Source organism: Microbacterium sp. ZXT2-5, from assembly GCF_055329545.1.
The window spans coordinates 1,502,304-1,517,490 of the sequence record NZ_JBUZWD010000001.1; the positions used below are offsets into that span (position 1 = coordinate 1,502,304).

The following is a 15,187-nucleotide window of genomic DNA, read 5'->3' on the forward strand; positions in this document are numbered from 1 at the left end:
CGGCCGGGCAGCGCCCCGCGTACGAGTTCCGACGGAGCTTCACCGTGACCGGCGCCGCGAGAAGGGCGACCTTGACAGTCACCGCGCACGGCGTCTACGAGGCATTCCTCAACGGAGAACGCGTCGGCGACCTTGAGCTCACGCCCGGGATCACCAGCTACCGCAAGACGCTCCAGGTGCAGCAGTACGACGTGACCGCGTCGACCGTCGAAGGCGACAACGAGCTGCTCATCGTCCTCAGCGACGGCTGGTTCCGCGGCCGCGTCGGCGCGCACCGGGTGCCCGACAGCTTCGGCACCCAAACCGCCTTCGTCGCCGCGCTTTCCATCGAGACGACAGAAGGCAGCCCGGAGGTCGTTACTGACGGTACGTGGGAGACGGGCATTGGGGCGATCATCCAGGCTGACCTGATGGACGGACAGACCAGCGATCTGCGCCGCCTCGGCGCTACCGAGTGGCGACCCGTTGTGACCGCTGATGATCCGCTGACACTCGATGAGGACCGGTTGGTGTGGTCGGTGGCCCCACCGGTGCGCAAAGCCGAATCCTTCACTCCCATCTCGATCGAGCGTCTGCCGTCTGGCCGGCAGATCGTCGACTTCGGACAGATCCTCAACGGCTGGGTCCGGCTCTCCCTGCTCGGCCCTTCGGGCACCACCGTCCACCTCACGCATGGGGAAGCGCTCGACCACGACGGTGACCTCACCCTTCGACACCTCGATATCACCGTCGCGCCCGGCCTGCCCAAGCTTCCGGTCGGACAGCGGGACACCGTCATCTCCCGCGGAGAACAGACCGACGTCTTCGAGCCCCGGCACACCAGCCACGGCTTCCGCTACGTCGCCGTCGACGGACTCGACGAGGACCTGACTGCGGATGACATCACCGCGTACCAAGTGCGAACCGACCTCCGCCACACCGGCACGTTCGCCTGCAGCGACCCTCGGCTCAACGAACTGCACCGCATCGCCGTCGCCAGCTGGCGAGCGAATACGCTCGACATCCCGACCGACTGCCCGCAGCGGGAACGATGGGGCTACACCGGCGACTTCCAGATCTTCGCCCGCAGCGCCGCGTTCCTCGACGACATCGCCGGGTTCGCCCGCAAATGGCTGACCTCGCTGGCGGACGACCAGCACGCAGACGGCAAGATCACCAATGTCGCACCCGACTGCGGCATCGAACCCGTCCCCGTCATCCCCATCTCCTTCGACGGCTCCGCCGGCTGGGGTGACGCCGCGACGATCGTCCCGTCGGAGCTGTACCGCGCCTACGGAGACCCGAGCATTCTCACCGAGACCGCACCCATGATGCGTCGCTGGGTGGACTACGCCGCCAGAACCGCAGCCGGCGACCGCCACCCCAGCCGCATCGCCAACCGGCCGGACCCTGCACCGCATGAGCGATTCCTCTGGGACACCGGATGGCACTGGGGCGAATGGCTGGAACCAGACGTCCCCTTCAACCCCCAAGGCGACCCCGCCATCGTCGCCACCGCGTACTTAGCCCGCTCCGCACAGCTCACCGGTGACGCCGCCCAGGGGATCGGCGACCACGAGGCGGCCGAACACTACGCCGCGCTCGCGCAGAACGTCGCCGACGCGTGGCGGGCCGAATTCCTCAACACCGACGGGACCCTCACCGTTCCCACCCAGGCGAACTATGCCCGCGGCCTCGCCTTCGATCTCATCCCCACCGACCTTACGGCGGCCGCAGCGAATCACCTCGTGCGGCTGATTGAAGAGAACGGCACGCACCTCGCAACTGGATTCCTCTCCACCGGGATGCTGCTCCCTGTCCTCGCAGACCACGGCTATGCCGACGTGGCCTACAACCTGCTGTTCCGGACCGACGAACCTGGGTGGCTCGTCATGCTCGAACGCGGCGCGACAACCGTCTGGGAGTCGTGGTCGGGCATCGACGCGGACGGGAATCCGCACGAGTCGCTCAATCACTACTCCAAAGGTGCCGTCATCACCTTCCTGCACGAGTACGTCGCCGGGATCACCCCGGCTGAACCCGGCTACACGAAGGTGAAGATCCGCCCCCACCTCGAGGAGCGTCTGACATGGGCGGAAGGGACGGTCGAGACCAGGCACGGCCCCATCAGGAGCCGCTGGCAGCGCGACGGACGCAACGCCACCCTCACTGTCAGCATCCCGGACGGCGTAACCGGGACAGTGCATCTCCCCGATGGCAAGTCGCAGGAAATCACCGCGAGCAGCAGCACGTGGAGCTTCAGCGTGCCGGTGCGACCCGCGCGCACGCCGTACAACGATGTGCGCGCCTTCAACCGTCCGACGACTCTCGCGTCCTCGGAGGAATCGAAGGAATCCCTTCACTGGGGTCGGATCGACCCGGACGTCACGACCCTCGGCGAACTCCTGGACGACCCGGCGTCACGCGAGGTGTTTGACCAGGTCGCGCCCGATGTCGCTGATAGCCCGATGATCGCGATGGCGAGACCGATTCCATTGAACACGTTCCTGGCGGCCGCGGCAGAATTCATCCCATCAGACGACATCCGAAAGCTCCGCGTGCAGCTCTCCAAGCTGTGACGCCCCCCACGTCCCGTCGCCGCCAGCTTGGCCGAGTTTCGCGACTGGGGCGACTGCCTCTGCTTGAGGCGCCGCCGCAGGTTGCTCGGGCATCCATGGTTCAGCTGGCTTCGGGCACAGCGCACGGCTTGGCCCCCACCAGGCGTCATGCGGACGAAATGGTCGGGCTTACAGAGCCGCAGAGTTTGGTCCCTCCTCGGTCCGCAACGTTTAACGCACGCCGGCGGTCCCGCTTTCGTTCGCTGCACGCAAGAGGATCGGACGTGCCTCTCCGACGGGGTGTGATGGGCCAGACTCGGGCAGTTCGGCTCGTGGCATTAGAGCTCGAGGCTTTCGCCCCCGTCCGCATACTCATCGTGACTGGTATTGGGCTCGGTCGCCTGTGCGCCGAGAGCGACGGCATCGAGTTCGTGGCGAAGATACTTCGGGGCCTGAACGCGCCAGGCGTCGGTCACCAGCTCGGCCAGATGGTCCGCCGTGATCGCGGCCAGCCGGAAAGCCACTTTCGGCTCACCCCAGGGCGTGGTCGTCCGCAGGAACAAGTCGGGCTCCATCTGGACCAGAGCGAATCCATCCATCCGGTCCGCGACCTTGACGGCGACGACGAGCTCGGTTGCGAGAATCGCACGAATGTCGTCGGGGATGCTGGGCCATGGGTGGCACTCCCACGCATACAGCTTTCTCCGGACGAACCACGCGGTGCCACCCGTCGTCGCGCGCTCCTCGCTGCCGGGCAGGCCATTGGCGATCCTGCGCACGTCGTCGAGGGTGGCCACGGCGCGATCCTACGCCGCCCACACGACATCGATGCCGCTTCTAGCGAGCAGACGAGTGCTTTCGAGGCAGCCGTATACGCGCATCGCGCGAACACGGATCCCGGCGCTCACGCGTCGATAGTGTCGACGCGTGAGCGAACGGAAGAGATCGACCCTGGCGTGGGTGATCGCCGGTGTCATCGTCGGCATCGGCTGCATCGTGCTGCTCATCGGGGTGCTGACTCCGATGACGTTCGGCTGGTTCGCCTATCAGCCAATCGCCGATGCGACATTCGTGCCCGGTGGCGGCGGCGTCTTCCTGTCCCGCACGACGATCGCCGGCTGGGTGGTTCTCACGATCGGTCTCCTGACGGTCGCCTTCCTCGCCGGCCGGCATGCGGCGCGAGCGCGCCCCAATCGACTTCACCCGGATTCCGCGGACTGACAGCTGGCCGCCGAGACGGTCCGTCGAACGCTCATTGTTCGAAAGGGGATCGAGATCCGCATCGAAGAAGGGACTACTCCTGGGGTTGGCTGTAGGGATTGCGTGCGGGTGGCTGGCAGTTCGTCGGATCGATCCCGTGGTCCAACACCTGTTGATAGACACCCTGAGCGTCGCTGGCCGGTGTGACAAGACATGCGAATATGTCGGGAAGAGAAACAAAACACCTCGCCCTAATCTGAAGGAGAGCGGATGTCGGCGCCCGACCTCTCGCATCGGTTCCGGGAGATCTCCCTCAAGCTGATCGCCCCCGACGGCACCCCCCTCACGGACGGGCCCGTCACAGTGGAGCAGACACGGCACGCGTTCGGCTTCGGGAACATCGGCTTCGACTTCGTCGAGCTGCTCGGTGGGCCGCCTCAAAGTGACCGCGGCGCTTCACGGGTCTTCGGCGGCGCAGACACCGACCGGGCGGTGCCGCTCCTGGACGCCTGGCTCGATCTGTTCGACAGCGTCACCCTCCCGTTCTACTGGCGCGGCTTCGAGCCGCAGCCGGGGCGTCCCGACACCGCTCGGCTCCTCACGACGGCTCGCTGGTTCGCGGACCGAGGCGTGCGGGTCAAGGGGCATCCGCTCGTCTGGCACACGCTCGCCCCGCGCTGGCTCCAGGAGCGGACCGATGCGGAGGTCGAGGCCACGATCCGCGACCGCATCGTCCGAGAGGTCACCGCCTTCACGGGGGTCATCGACCTGTGGGACGCAATCAACGAGGCGGTGATACTGCCGGTCTTCACGGCGGAGGACAACGCGGTCACCCGGCTCGCTCAGGCGAAGGGTCGCGTGGCGATGGTGCGTCTGGCGTTCGAGACGGCGCGCGAGGCGAATCCGTCCGCCCGGCTCGTGTTGAACGACTTCGACCTCAGCACGGACTGCGAGCGGCTGATCGAGGAATGCCTCGACGCGGGGGTGCGGATCGACGCCCTCGGCCTGCAGACTCATATGCACCAGGGCTTCCGAGGCGAGGAGAACATCTGGAACATCCTCGAGCGATTCGCACGCTTCGGCCTGCCGCTCCAGCTCACCGAGACGACATTGCTCTCGGGCGACCTCATGCCGGCGGAGATCGTCGACTTGAACGACTATGTCATCGACTCCTGGCCCTCCACGCCCGAGGGTGAGGCCCGACAGGCCGACGAGCTCGTGCGGCACTACCGCACGGTTGTGGCGCACCCCGCGGTGGAGTCGCTCACCTATTGGGGGCTGACCGACGAGGGGTCATGGCTGGGCGCACCGTCGGGGCTTCTCCGTTCCGACGCCTCACCCAAGCCCGCCTATGGTGCCCTGCGCGGCCTCATTCGCGGGGAGTGGTGGCACGCTCCCCAGGCGTTGCGTCCCGACGCGGACGGGCGCGTCCGGGTGCGCGGCTTCGCTGGAGACTATCGCGTGACGGCACCCCAGGGCTCCGCGCACTTCTCGGTTCCGAGCGCGGCCGACGGCTCCACGGTGGAGACTCGCCTGCGCGGCTGATGCAAGCGGCGCATTCGATCCGGTGATGAAGATGTCGTTGGCTGCATCGCCGTCCAGCATCGTCGGAGTCAGCCACAACCCTGCGAGCGGGAGGCCGGCTCGCTGAGGGCAATAGCGCCCGCGGCGCATGCGGACCGCCATCCGCTCGGCCTTCTCGCGGTTCCGCTTGACCTTCTCACTGTGTCAGGGTCGATCGTGGTCTCCATCATGTACACCATCGGAGAGTTCGCGGCATACGGGCGTGTGAGCGCGCGAATGCTGCGGCACTACGACGCCGTCGGGCTGCTCAAGCCCGCTCGGGTCGATCCGTCCACGGGATACCGGCGCTACGACTCCTTGCAGCTGTCGGACCTCCTCCGGATCGTCGACCTCCGCGGATTCGGGTGCTCGCTGGACGATGCCGCCGAGGTGCTCTCGTCGAATGATCGGGATGCCGCCACTCGCGGGATCCTGGCTCGCCGACGCGAGGAGCTCACGGATTCGATCGCGGCAGATGCCGCACGCGTCGCCCGGATTGATGCGCGACTCTCCCGCTTGGAAGGAGCTCGCACCGTGAGCGGAATCACCTACACGTCCCTGCCCGCCGTCACCGTATATGCGACAAGCGAGATTGCTCCCGGTAGCGGGCCCGAGAACGTCTCGCCCGTTGTCGATCGCATCCTGCCCCCGCTCCTTCGCGCGCTGCAGGAATCGGGCGTCGACTTCAAGGAGCCAGGAATCTTCTGGTACGAACCGGTCGACGGCAGTGACGACATGCGCGTGTGGGTTTCGTGGATCGCCGGTGGCGATCCCGTCGAGAATCCGGCATGGGAGGTCGTCACACTTCCCGAGGTCCCGCACGCTGCCGTCTTCGACTACCGCGGCGACATGCCCGGAATCGGCGACGCCTGGCACGAGTTCATGACAGGCCTTGCTCGAGCTGGGGTGACGATGGCCGGCCCAGGACGCGAGGTCTACCTGGAGTCAGAACCGCTGCCGCAGTCGCAGTGGCTCACCCAGCTCCAGCAGCCGATCATCGGCATCCCCGCGACAACGTAACCGAACCGGCACACGTCTCCGTGCGCTCAACGACGGTCAAGCGCGCAGACACGGCGACACTGACTCGGCGTGGTCACGGGCCAGCCGAACCTGCTGCTACTCATCGGCGTCGCTGCCACAGGAGCCATCATCGGCGACAACATCGCGTATCAGCTCGGCCGCGTGCTGGGCACGGAGCACTTCCGGTGGATGCGGGCCAAGCGTGTCGCCGGCGCGGTCGACTGGGCCCGCCGCGGGCTGGGCCGCCACGGTGCCCTCCTCATCTTCACCGCGCGCTATATCCCGGTGGGCCGGATCGCGGTGAACATGACGGCCGGCGCGACGGGTTACCCGCTTCGTCGATTCCTGCCGCTGTCGATCGCGGCCGGCATCACCTGGGCCGCCTACTCGGCGATCTTCGGCATCGTGGCGGGGCAGTGGCTGCACGACCAGCCGCTGCTGGCCATCGCGCTGGCGATCGTGATCGCCGCGCTGATCGGTGTGGTGGTGGATGCCGTCATCCGGCGCATCCTCAACCGTGCGACGGGTGTGGCCGGGGTCGAGCCGGTACCCGTCGACGGTGAGCAGGTCGCCCCGGCCGCAGCTCCGCGCGGCGCCTCGTGATGCTGGTGTGTGGCGGGTTCAGGAGCACGACGCCCGGCGTCGAGTGAGGCCGTGGGGCGTTGATCTCAGGCTTCGCGGCGACCGGCCGCCCGTGACGACATTCCGCGCGGACGGGCCCGGCGGGTGCAGCCCGCCGGCCCTCTCGCGGAGTCAGGACATGCCGTGGAAGAAGCCTCGGATGTCGTCCGCGAGCAGCTGAGGCGCCTCCATCGCGGGGAAGTGGCCGCCCTCGACGTGGTCGGTCCAGCGGTCGACGGCGTTCCAGGGATCCATCGTGCGGCGGATGAGGGGGTGGGTGTCGAACGCCACCATTGCCGACGGCACCCCGGGGGCGAAGGCGAACGACCGTTCGGAGTGTTCGGACTCGTAGTAGAACTGGGCGCTCGAGGCGCCGCTTCGCGTGAACCAGTAGAGGCTGATGGTGGTGAGCAGCTGATCGCGGTCGACGACCGGCGCTTGGTAGCCGTCGCTGGTCCTGGTTTTGAACTTCTCGCCGATCCACGCGAGCAGGCCGGCCGGTGAATCGGTGAGGGCCGGTCCGATCGTGTCGGGCCGGTGGTTGTGCATCTCGAGATAGCCGCGTTCGGCCGCGCTGACAGCCTGCAGCGTCGCGAGCTCGTCGGCCTCGTCGGCTGTCAGGCCTTCGGGCGTGGGGAAGACGACACCGACCAAACCGAGCACGGCGCGGTCGAAGCCGAGGTGCGTGCCGATCACCCGCTCCGGGTGGAGAGCGGCGAGGCGGCCCGCGATGCCGGAGCCGATGTCGGTGCCATGCACCGCGTATCGCTCGTACCCGAGCCGTGTCATCACCTCGGCGTAGGCATCCGTCGTCCGTGCCAGTTCCCAGCCGCCCGACGACAGCGGAGTGGAGAAGCCGAACCCGGGCGGCGAGGGGATGACCACATGGAACTCGTCGGTCAGCAGCGGGATCAGCCGCTGGTACTCGACGAACGAGCCCGGCCAGCCGTGGTTGAGCAGCAGCGAAGTGGCGGCCGGGTTCGCTGATCGCACGTGCACGACATGGATGGTCTGGCCGTCGACGACGGTGGTGAACTGGTCGTACCTGTTGAGCGTCGTCTCTTGCGCACGCCAGTCGAATCCGTCACGCCAGTAATCGGCGAGCTCCTGAAGATACGGCAGGGGGACGCCGCGGCTGAAGTCCATCGGGTCGTTTCGGTCTGGCGTGGCGATAGGCCAGCGCGTGCGGGCAAGTCGGTCGCGCAGGTCGTCGAGGTGAGCCTGCGAGATGTCGATGCGGAAGGGTGTCAGTTCGGTGGATGTGACCATGCCATCGACGCTTCCAGGGGATGCGGCAGGATAGCTTCCGCAATCTCCGGAAAGGTCGAGCACATGCTGGAGACGTCAGCCCGCCTGCTGGAATTGCTGTCGCTGTTGCAGCTCAAACGCGACTGGACGAGTTCGGAGCTCGCCGCCCGGCTCGAGGTGAGCACGCGAACGGTGCGTTCCGACATCGGAAAGCTGCGATCGCTCGGTTACCCCGTGGATGCTCGTCCCGGCGTCGCCGGCGGCTATCGCCTGGCCGCCGGCACAGCCATGCCGCCGCTGTTGCTCGACGATGATGAGGCCGTCGCCGTCGCAGTCGGACTGGGTGCGGTCGCGACCTGGCGGCTTGGCGTCGAGGAGACTTCGCTCACCGCGCTCGCGAAACTCGAGCAGGTGATGCCTCCGCGCCTGCGACGGCGGGTGGATGCGATACAGACGTCGACCAGCGTCGTTCCGGGGGCGGAACCGCGTCCCGACCTGTCGGTGCTGAATGCGGTGGCCTCGGCCATCCGCGGCCATGAACGGCTGCGGTTCGGCTACACCACGCACGACGGCCGTGAAGGGGCGCGCCACACCGAGCCGCAACGGCTCGTGAGCTGGGGACCCGTCTGGTATCTGTTCGCATGGGACCTCGACCGTGAGGACTGGCGGGTCTTCCGTGTCGATCGCATCGTTCCGCATCAGCCGACGGGGGCGCGATTCCGTCCCCGCGTGATCGCGGAGGACGACCTTGTCCAACACGTCGTCAGACGCATCGTCCAGGCGAGCTGGAAGTACCGCGCACGGGTCGTGGTTCACGCTCCCGCCGTCAGAGTCGCCGCTGCGCTGGGCATCCCGGTCGAGGTGGAGCCGGTCGATGACTCCACATCTCGAGTCGAGCTCGGTTCGGATGACCCCGACGCCCTCGCACTGCGCATGGCGCAACTCGGCGCGGACATCGAGGTCATCGAGGGCGACGAGCTGAAGGTGGCATTTGAGCGCCTGGCAACGAGATTCAGCCGCGCAGCGGGCCACGACGGTCGTTCGGCCAGGTAACCGGTACGCAGATCGATCCTGAAGCGCCCCGGGTTTCGTGGAGGCTCGGTTAGTTGGTTCCGGCCCCGGCGGGGACATGTTCTCGAGCGTATTCGACCGGTGGCTGGGATGCCCAATAGGCAGCCTCGGCTTCGGCGGGCGGGATCATGCCGATCTCGCCGTGCAGGCGTCTGTGGTTGAACCAGTCGATGTATTCGGCGACGGCGATCTCGACGTCTCGGATCGACGCCCATCCGCCTTTCGGGCGCATGACGGGGTTGCGGATGCACTCGGCCTTGAACAGCGAGTTGAACGCCTCGGCGAGGGCGTTATCGTAGCTGTCGCCCTTGGATCCGACGGAGGCGACGGCGTCGGCTTCCGCGAGACGCTCGGTGTAGCGGATCGCTCGATATTGGACTCCGCGGTCGCTGTGATGGATGAGCCCGGTGACATCCTGGCCGGTGCGCTGGCGCTGCCAGAGCCCCATGTCGAGGGCGTCCAGGGCGAGGTCGGTGCGCATGTTCGTGGAGGTCTGCCAGCCGACCACGCGCCGTCTGAACACGTCGATCACGAACGCCGCGTAGACCCAGCCGGCGTGGGTGCGGATGTAGGTGAGGTCCGCGACCCAGAGCTGATTCGGCGCGGTCGCCTCGAACCGGCGCTCGACGAGGTCCAGCGGTCGTTCGGTCTCCGCGCCGTCGCCGAACGTGGTGCGGCGGGTCTTGTCGCGGCGGATGCCCTGGATGCCTTCCTGCCGCATCAGCCGCTCCACCGTGCACCGGGCGACCGTCACCCCGCTGCGGTTCAGCTCGGCGTGGATCTTCCGCGCCCCGTAGACGCCGAGGTTCGCCTTGTGCGCGGTCTTGATGTCCACGATCAATGCCGCGTCCCTGACCGCCCGTGCCGACGGCTCGCGGGTCTTCGCGGCATAGTAGGTGCTCGGGGCGATCTGCAGCCCGCTCTCGCGCAGGATGCGGCAGATCGGCTCGACCCCGAACCGGTCGCGGTGCCCGTCGATGTACTCGACGAGCACCGCGGTGGGCACCTGGGCTACTTCAGCTTGCGGTCGAGCTCCGCCGCCGCGAAAAACGCGGACGCCGTCTTCAGAATCTCGTTCGCCCGCCGCAACTCCCGCACCTCACGCTCGAGGTCCGCGATCCGCTGCGCATCCGCGGTGGTCGTCCCGGGCGCGAGGCCGTCATCGACCTCGGCCTGCCGCACCCACGTGCGCAGCGCCTCGGGGTGGATGCCGAGCTGGTCCGCGATCCGCTTGATCGCCCCGACCTTGCTCGCCGGATCTTGCCGTGCATCCAGAGCGATGGCCATGTCAAGTCCATTCGGACCCACCATGACGGTCTGAACCAAGACCACCCAGGTCTTGTCCGGCGGCGGAGTATGCCCGGAAGCTCTCGCCGATCACTGCGGCACACGCATTCCGGAACATCACCGCCACGCCCAGGCGTCACCGACATTGGCGTGCCGGCGAAGATCGCCTGCGCCATCGCTGGCGTCGTGATCCTCGGCGTGACCGCATACAGGGCCGCCATCCACGCGACCACGAACACCGCCACACCACGCCCGAGGGGATGACCTCGCGTGTGCCCCTTTCGGCGGACAGACGTCGGCTTGGGACTCGTAGTACCTTTACGGCCAAGGGGGGAGCGCTAGCGCTGATACGTTCGCGACCAAGCGGCGAGGCTAGCAACCCGTTACGAACGAAGGGGTTCGAGTTGACGAAATCTCGCGCAAGACGTCGTTTCTCCCGCACCGTTGCGGCCACCGCTCTTGTGTTGGTGAGCCTGTTGACCGGCGCACACGCCGCTACAGCCCTGGGCTGGAGCCCGGTGGTGAACTGCTCAGGAGGCGGGCAGCTGTCCGGGCGCTCGTATCAGGTCACCTTCTCCAATGCCGGCGGAAACACTTACGCGGATAATGGCTGCGCTGGAGGCGCTTCCACTAGCATCCAACTCTACTACCAGGCGTACCCCGGTGGCCCCTACTACTGGACGCCTACGAAGCTGGTTCAGGGGTCGCAGGTCGCTTTGACTCAGAGCGGAACCTGGAACGGGCGCCACAAGGCCTACAACGGCAGCGGCGTCCTAGTCGGCTCGACGAATTCGTAAGGAGCGAGACGTGAAGAAGCGAACGATCATCGTAGGCGCTTTCGTAGCCGCGGCCGGCATGGTGGCAGTCGGCGGTCTGGCTGCGGCCGGTGGAGCATTCACCAACCCTGAGGCGGGTCCTCTGCCCGAGGGTGTCACCGTCGTCACACAGCAGGTGTACGACGACGCCTTCGCGAAGTTGGAAGCCTGCATGAACGAAGGCGGCGCCGAGCTCGCTGGCAAGCGCGTCGTCGGCAGTGTGTACGACTACGCCATCCCGGCCCAGTACGAGCCGGTCTACGAAAAGTGCTATGTCGACTTCGCACCGGTCGACTTCCAGTGGCAGATCGCCCATTCGTACGAGTCCGAAACATTCATCCGGTACCGCCAGTGCCTGACTGACCTGGGCATCGAACCAGGCAAGGACGCCGACACGGTTCTGGCACAGGTCGAGAAGCACCTTGACGTCCGGAAGTGCTTCGAGGAAGGGACCTACCAGCCGGCGGACTGACACCACGCTGTCCTGTCGCTCAGCCCACGGGCGACAGGACAGCACATTCGAATACGCCGATCAAGATTCCGCAGGGGCACCAGTCAGGGAGGACATCTTCGCAGCGGAGGCGAGTTGGCAGCTCTCCTCGACCTCCGCGCACATGGCCCAACTGGTCGGCGGCTACGCGGTCGGCTCCGTTCGGGTGTGTCCGAGGCGGTAGCTGGTGGTGCCGGTTTCGATGATGGTGCCGTGGAAGGTGAGCCGGTCCACGATCGCGGCGCAGAGTCGCGGGTCGGTGAAGGTCTTCGTCCATCCGGAGAAGGATTCGTTGGACGCGATCGCGACGGAGGCTTTCTCTTCCCGTTCGGTGAGGACCTGGAAGAGGAGTTCGGCGCCGCGGCGGTCGAGTTCCATGTAGCCGAGTTCGTCGATGCAGAGCAGGTCGACGCGGCCGTAGCGGGCGATGGTGCGGGCGAGTTGCTTCTCGTCGGCGGCTTCGACGAGCTCGTTGACGAGTTTGGTGGCGAGGGTGAACTTGACGCGGAACCCGTTCTCCGCGGCCGCGGTGCCAAGGCCGATGAGGAGGTGGCTCTTGCCGGTGCCGGAGTCGCCGATCAGGCAGAGTGGGTCGCCGCGGCGGATCCAGTCCCCGGTGGCGAGGGTGTGGATAGTGGCGGGGTTCACGTTCGGGTTCTGGTCGTAGTCGAAGTCGCCCAACCATTTCTGGCGGGGGAATCCGGCACCGGCGACGCGGCGGATCGTGGACCGCCGGTCCCGGTCATCGCATTCGGCGAGCAGCAGCTCCGCGAGGAACCCTTGGTAGGTGAGTTGCTCCTGCTCCGCGGCACGGGTCGCTTCCTCGAGGACTGCCCGGATAGTGGGGAGCCGGAGCCGGCGACAGGCTTGGTCGACGGCCGCGGCCGCCGCTTCGGCGGTCATGCCGCGTTGCCGGCGCAGCGTGGTGGTGATGCTGGTCACGGTCGGGCTCATCCGTTCATCCCTTCAGGCCGCAGGGCGGCGGACGTGCGACGTTGCAGCAGCTCGTCGTATCGAGCCAGGTCCGGCATGGGGCGACGGTCGGGAGGCAGCCCGGCGATCACCGCGTCCGGGTCGCGGAGACGGCGCTGGGTGAGGCTGACAACCCGTCGCTCGTCCCCGCGGTCTTCGGCAACAGGATGACGGCCCGATCCGGACCCACCAGTGTTGGCGGCCAGGCGGGCTTCGACGGCGACGACATCCGCGGTCACCGCGCCGACGGTGAGTGCGGCGTGGATCCCCGCGGTGACCGCCTGGGTGGCCATGGTGCGGTGCAGCAGCAGCACGCCGATGAGTTCCCGGGTGCCGGCGCTGTCGCCGTTGACCTTGCGGGCTTCGGCCCAGAACGCCTCGTGCGCGGCGGTGAACACGCCGGCGTCGCGTGCGGCGGCCAGCGCGGTGGAGCCCTTCAACGCGCCAGGCTTGTGGCGGAGGACTTCAAGGTAGTGATCCAGCTGGATCGACTCACCACCACGGGCGACGACCCGCTCATGCCTCGCCACTGCGATCCTGCCGTCGAACACGATCAGTTCGGAGGCGCGGAGGGAGACGCGGACTTGCCGACCGATGAGGCGGGAGGGGACGGAGTAGCGGGCCATCCGGATTGTGATCATGCTCGACCGGTCCACCCTGGGGTGCAGTACCAGGCCCGGGTCGAACCGGTCCGCCGACAGCGGCGCCAGCGCCGCCTGGTCGGCCGCGAAGTCGGCCGCGACGGTGGTGGTCTTCCCGGTGATGCGGCGGTTCTCGTCGCGGGCGTCCCAACTGCGGAGGCGGTCGTTGAGCTCGTCGAGGGAATCGGTGACCGGCATCGGGGACAGCCAGGTGCGGCGGAACCGGCCGACGTCGCCTTCGACACCGCCCTTCTCGTGGGCGCCGTCGACGCCGGGGAGGCAGTAGAACGGGTCGAAGCCGTAGTGGGAGCGGAACAGCACCCACCGGTCGTTCTCCACCCGACCCCGGCCCTCGCCGATCAGCACGCGTTTCACGGCGGCGGTGAGGTTGTCGTACTTGATCTGCAACCGCGGCACCCCGCCGAGCTCTTCGAACGCCGCGATATGGCCCTCGAGGAACGCTTCCTGCGACTGCGTCGAATACACCCGGTGCACCGCCCTCCCGGAGTGGGAGAGCCGGAACGTGAACATGTGACACTTCGTCTTCACCCCGGCCAGGATCACCCACACCTCGCCGAAGTCGACCTCCGCCTCCGCGCCCGGGGCATGCAGTTGCGGCACGAACGCCTGCACCGACCTTCTGCCAGCCTCGATCCCGATCTGCACCCTCCGGGGCCCGCACATAGTCCCGCACGGACCCGTAGGACACGTCGGCGCCGTGTTCGTCGAGGAGCCGGTGATGGATCCGGGTGGCGGTATGCCGCTGCTTGCGCGGCGCGTCCAGATCCAGCCGCAGCATGTCGTCGATCGTGGGTTTGAACGGATCCAGCTTCGGCGCGGAGCGCACCGGCGTCTTCCGTTCCGGCGGTGACGCGGATGCCAACGCCTGCCGCACCGTGCCACGACCCACTCCGTACTTGCGGGCCAGGGCTCGGATGCCGAGCTCCTCCACCCGAGCGTCACGGCGAATGTCCGCGAACAACTCCACTCTGTTCCTCATCCCCGACCACCGGCCTCCCGGCCCCCAGGCGAGGGCTCGGGTCAACCGTCCAGGTGGTCCCGGATCAGACCGTCACAACACACCGACAGCCCATCAGGTGGGTCCGAATCAGACCGTCACCCTGGTCCCAACTCACGCTGTCACAGACAGAGCGAGCCGCGTCGCCCGATCCTTCAGCTCTTCGCTGTACTTCCGTGGTGCTGCCATGACTCTCATCCTTCACAGGTTTGAGAGCCTCCATCACACCAGGGGCGCTTCAATCCCGTGGTCTGTGGATGCTGCCGTCGTTGATCGCGAGTGGTCGCGGCGGAAGTAGCGCCGGCCCGATGTGCGCCTCGCCGGCAGAGCGACCGCACTTTGCCTTGTCAGTGAAACTCCCAGTTGGGCGCGTCGCCCGCGAGCTCCTGGATCTTCATGGCGAATCTCCCCCGTCCCCGGACGTGGATGCGCACAGCCTCCAGCGAAAGCAGGCTGTCCAGCCGAGTGAGGTCCTGGCAAGACTCCAGCGAAACCGTTCTAGGTGCGGAAGTTCGCCCAACCGCTCCAAGCCGACGCGTTCGATTCCGGGTGCCTCGAACGCGGACTCCGCACCCTCGAGTGCTCCCGCGTACTCAACGACTTTCCGAGGTAGAGGGAAGTCTCCCTTCAATCACGGCGAACGGGACCGCATCCCGAATGCCTGGCGGACAACCAGCCCGTGCCTACGCGAGAAGCCGGGTTAT

At 67.2% G+C, this 15,187-nt stretch carries 11 protein-coding genes, 1 pseudogene and 1 other annotated feature; of the genes and pseudogenes, 7 read left to right on the forward strand and 5 right to left on the reverse strand.

Translation table 11 applies throughout. The features are described from left to right. Nucleotides 1-44 precede the first annotated feature (44 nt). Nucleotides 45-2,558, forward strand: a complete 2,514-nt coding sequence (locus tag ACZBH1_RS06520) for a family 78 glycoside hydrolase catalytic domain (protein ID WP_463645864.1) — start codon at nt 45-47, stop codon at nt 2,556-2,558. A 317-nt stretch (nt 2,559-2,875) separates the two neighbouring features. On the opposite strand, the gene ACZBH1_RS06525 is transcribed toward ACZBH1_RS06520, so the two are convergent. After that, on the reverse strand, nt 2,876-3,334 hold the full coding sequence (locus ACZBH1_RS06525) for an MmcQ/YjbR family DNA-binding protein (protein WP_463645865.1): 459 nt from the start codon (nt 3,332-3,334) through the stop codon (nt 2,876-2,878). A gap of 130 nt (nt 3,335-3,464) precedes the next feature. Between ACZBH1_RS06525 and ACZBH1_RS06530 the strand changes: the two genes are divergently transcribed. The 4 genes from ACZBH1_RS06530 (at nt 3,465) to ACZBH1_RS06545 (ending at nt 6,923) form a co-directional block, all read left to right on the forward strand. After that, complete coding sequence (locus ACZBH1_RS06530; RefSeq protein ID WP_378879209.1) at nt 3,465-3,758, forward strand: hypothetical protein; 294 nt, start codon at nt 3,465-3,467, stop codon at nt 3,756-3,758. 249 nt (nt 3,759-4,007) lie between these two features. Next, on the forward strand, nt 4,008-5,282 hold the full coding sequence (locus ACZBH1_RS06535) for an endo-1,4-beta-xylanase (RefSeq protein WP_463645866.1): 1,275 nt from the start codon (nt 4,008-4,010) through the stop codon (nt 5,280-5,282). A 195-nt stretch (nt 5,283-5,477) separates the two neighbouring features. After that, nucleotides 5,478-6,320: a MerR family transcriptional regulator gene (locus ACZBH1_RS06540; protein WP_463645867.1), complete on the forward strand. Its 843-nt coding sequence runs from the start codon at nt 5,478-5,480 to the stop codon at nt 6,318-6,320. Nucleotides 6,321-6,389: 69 nt separating this feature from the next. Further along, complete coding sequence (locus ACZBH1_RS06545) at nt 6,390-6,923, forward strand: DedA family protein (protein WP_463645868.1); 534 nt, start codon at nt 6,390-6,392, stop codon at nt 6,921-6,923. Between the two features lie 150 nt (nt 6,924-7,073). On the opposite strand, the gene ACZBH1_RS06550 is transcribed toward ACZBH1_RS06545, so the two are convergent. Further along, a complete protein-coding gene (locus ACZBH1_RS06550) occupies nt 7,074-8,210 on the reverse strand; it encodes an epoxide hydrolase family protein (protein WP_463645869.1) in 1,137 nt (378 codons plus the stop codon). Between the two features lie 63 nt (nt 8,211-8,273). Here ACZBH1_RS06550 and ACZBH1_RS06555 point away from each other — a divergent pair, with 63 nt between their 5' ends. Then, the gene (locus ACZBH1_RS06555; protein ID WP_463645870.1) at nt 8,274-9,242 is read left to right on the forward strand and encodes a helix-turn-helix transcriptional regulator; all 969 of its coding nucleotides are present in this window, start codon (nt 8,274-8,276) and stop codon (nt 9,240-9,242) included. A gap of 49 nt (nt 9,243-9,291) precedes the next feature. Here ACZBH1_RS06555 and ACZBH1_RS06560 read toward each other — a convergent pair. After that, nucleotides 9,292-10,571, reverse strand: a protein-coding gene (locus tag ACZBH1_RS06560) for an IS3 family transposase (RefSeq protein ID WP_463646663.1) whose coding sequence is annotated in 2 segments (ribosomal slippage) — nt 9,292-10,301 and nt 10,301-10,571 — 1,281 coding nt in all. Because the reading frame shifts where the segments join, the coding sequence is not laid out codon by codon here. Then, nucleotides 10,162-10,314: a sequence feature (AL1L pseudoknot), on the reverse strand. Its footprint overlaps the gene before it by 153 nt. Nucleotides 10,572-11,354: 783 nt before the next feature. On the opposite strand from ACZBH1_RS06560, the gene ACZBH1_RS06565 reads away from it, so the two are divergent. Then, nucleotides 11,355-11,834 (forward strand): hypothetical protein, encoded by a 480-nt coding sequence (locus ACZBH1_RS06565; RefSeq protein WP_463645871.1) that lies wholly within the window; start codon nt 11,355-11,357, stop codon nt 11,832-11,834. Between the two features lie 162 nt (nt 11,835-11,996). Here the strand turns inward: ACZBH1_RS06565 and istB are convergent, their stop codons facing one another. Then, nucleotides 11,997-12,806: an IS21-like element helper ATPase IstB gene (gene istB / locus ACZBH1_RS06570; RefSeq protein ID WP_463645872.1), complete on the reverse strand. Its 810-nt coding sequence runs from the start codon at nt 12,804-12,806 to the stop codon at nt 11,997-11,999. After that, nucleotides 12,803-14,465 (reverse strand): annotated as a pseudogene (gene istA, locus ACZBH1_RS06575) (IS21 family transposase). The gene istB and the pseudogene istA overlap by 4 nt, the downstream one beginning before the upstream one ends. Nucleotides 14,466-15,187: the final 722 nt, after the last annotated feature.